Source organism: Pedobacter sp. (genome assembly GCF_035566355.1).
In the GTDB taxonomy this organism is placed as follows: Bacteria; Bacteroidota; Bacteroidia; order Sphingobacteriales; family Sphingobacteriaceae; genus Pedobacter.
In genome coordinates, this window is record NZ_DATMRL010000231.1 from 1 (window position 1) to 2,629 (window position 2,629).

Here is a 2,629-nt window from a genome sequence, read left to right on the forward strand (position 1 = left end):
CTGGGACCCGGAAACCAATACCAGTGGGTCCTATTATCCGATTCTGGCCGCTTATACCTTGGGTTTAAATGTTAATTTTTAATGATTTGGAAATGAAAATATTCTATAAAAATATAATACTGGGCATTTTCGTTCTGCTGGCAACTGCTTCATGCAGAAAAGAGCTGAACAGGGCTCCTCTGGACCAATTCTCCAGCGAAACTTTCTGGACTTCAGAACAAAATACCATGCTGGCGCTTACAGGGGTATATCGTGGTAATATCCAAATGTCTGTGAACCCAACCGGAGCAGAGTATTCTGCAACAGATTGGTGGTCTTACCATGGTTTGTTGTACCTGGAACTGGCAACAGACAATGCCTACGACAGGCGAGGGGACAATTCTGCTTTTAACAAATTGACCAACGGAACACTGACAGCGACCAATAGCTATCTCAGCAATTACTGGAGCTTAAGTTACAGCCGGATAGCGAGGTGTAATTATTTTCTTGAAAATATTGGTAAAGCGCCTATTGATGCAGCTAAGCTGTCCAGAATGACGGCAGAAGCCAAATTCATCAGGGCTTGTCAGTATTTTTACCTTTCGCAATATTTCGGTGCAGTTCCACTTGTGCAAAAAACGTTATCATTAACTGAAGCGAATACGGTAACTAAAAGCACAAAAGAACAGGTACAGGCCTTTGCAGAGGCTGAATTTAAATCTGTGGCCAGCTTACTGCCAAAGCAAAGTGCTTTGCCTTCAACCGAACGTGGCAGGGCCACCCAACAGGCTGCTCTGGCTTTTCTGGGGAGAACTTATCTGGCAGAACAAAAATGGACAGATGCTGCTGCGTGTTACAAGCAGATCATAGATGTTAATGATAATATTATTGATCCTGATTTTGAAGGCCTGTTTAATGGTACGAACGAAAGCAGCCGGGAGATTCTTTTTGCCACCCAGTATTTGCAGGACCTGGCTCCAAATGCAATGTTACAGCATAATTATCCGGCTAAACTTGGCGGATATGTATTGGAATGCCCTTTAGGCAGTTTGGTAGAATCTTATGAATTTACCGATGGTACGCCTTTCTCATTTACCGATCCGCGATACAACGCTGCAGATCCGGGACAAAACCGTGATCCTAGACTTCGGTATACGGTATTATATAATGGCCGGGCCTTCAAAAACATCATTTACAACAGTAATCCCGACGATGCTTCTTCAGCGGATCAATTGACCTTGTCAAAACAGGCCACACGTACAGGTTTTGCGCTTAAAAAATTTAACAGCGAAGCTTTTTCAGGTGGTGATCTTCAAAATTCAGGTATTGACCTGCCCATAGTGAGGTATGCTGAGGTATTGTTAAGCTATCTGGAAGCGAAATTAGAATCTGGTTCTGCAATTGATCAGACACTTTTGGACCAGACCATTAATAAAGTAAGAGGCCGTGCTTCGGTAAATATGCCAAAGGTAACAGAAACCAATCCTTCTGCGCTGCGTACGATATTGCGCAGGGAAAGGAGGAATGAGCTTGCTCTGGAAGGGCTCCGCTATTGGGATTTGTTGCGTTGGAAAGTTATTGGCCAGGTTTTAAACGGAGATTTTTATGGTGCTGCTTTTCCTAATGCCGTTAATTTGAGAAAAAAGGGAACAACATCAGATCCGTATGGACGCTGGTATGTGACCTCAAAAGCTTTTCGCACCGGGACTGATGAGTTGTGGCCTGTTCCACAATCTGAAGTAAGTATTAACCCTAATCTAAAATAAAATATGAAGTTCCTATTCCTTTTTATTGCCGTTTCCCTGACCATGAATGCTTTTTCGCAGGAGAAGCCAAATGTGATCCTTATATGTGCAGATGATCTTGGGTATGGAGATTTAAGTTGCTATGGTGCCACAAAGATCCATACGCCCAATCTGGACCGATTGGCTTCTACAGGTTTACGCCTCACCAACGGGCATTCTACTTCAGCGACCTGTACACCTTCCAGATATGCGATGATGACGGGAAATTATCCCTGGAGGAAAAAAGGTACTGGAATTTTACCTGGTGATGCGGCACTGATCATACCTACAGGACAAAAAAATCTGCCTTTGGTATTTAAAGGTGCGGGATACGCAACCGGAATTATAGGTAAATGGCATCTTGGACTTGGTACACAGGTAGAAAAGGACTGGAACAACGAAATCAAACCCGGCCCGAATGAGGTTGGGTTTGATTATTCATTTATTTTTCCGGCAACAGCAGATAGAGTACCTACCGTTTTTCTGCAGAACCATTCTGTTGTCGCACTAGACAAAAATGATCCTATTGCTGTAGATTATAAGCATAAGATCGGAACGGATCCAACGGGTAAGGAGCATCCGGAATTGTTGAAAATGAAAAGCTCGCCGGGACAGGGCCATGATAATACCATTGTGAATGGTATTGGAAGGATTGGTTATATGAGTGGAGGACATATGGCCAGATGGGCGGATGAAGAACTCTCTTATACTTTTTTGAGCCAGGCACAGGGCTTTATTGAAGAACATAAAACCAAACCCTTCTTTTTATACCTGGCTTTAACGGAGCCGCATGTACCCAGAATGCCAGGTACTCAGTTTAAAGATAAAAGCGGTTTAGGCGCACGGGGTGATGCGATATTGCAGAT

The 2,629-nt window shown here is 43.6% G+C and carries 2 protein-coding genes; both read left to right on the plus strand.

Features of this window, described 5'->3' with window-relative positions; translation table 11 throughout:
- The first annotated feature begins 92 nt into the window (after positions 1 to 92).
- Complete coding sequence (locus VNZ46_RS08835; protein WP_325559744.1) at positions 93 to 1,745, plus strand: RagB/SusD family nutrient uptake outer membrane protein; 1,653 nt, start codon at positions 93 to 95, stop codon at positions 1,743 to 1,745.
- A gap of 3 nt (positions 1,746 to 1,748) precedes the next feature.
- The coding region (locus VNZ46_RS08840; RefSeq protein WP_325559745.1) for a sulfatase-like hydrolase/transferase at positions 1,749 to 2,629 on the plus strand (881 nt) is incomplete at its 3' end.

Coding starts and splice junctions, on each gene's coding strand:
- VNZ46_RS08835 (WP_325559744.1), top strand. CDS start 93: ATGAAAATATTCTATAAAAATATAATACTGGGCATTTTCGTTCTGCTG.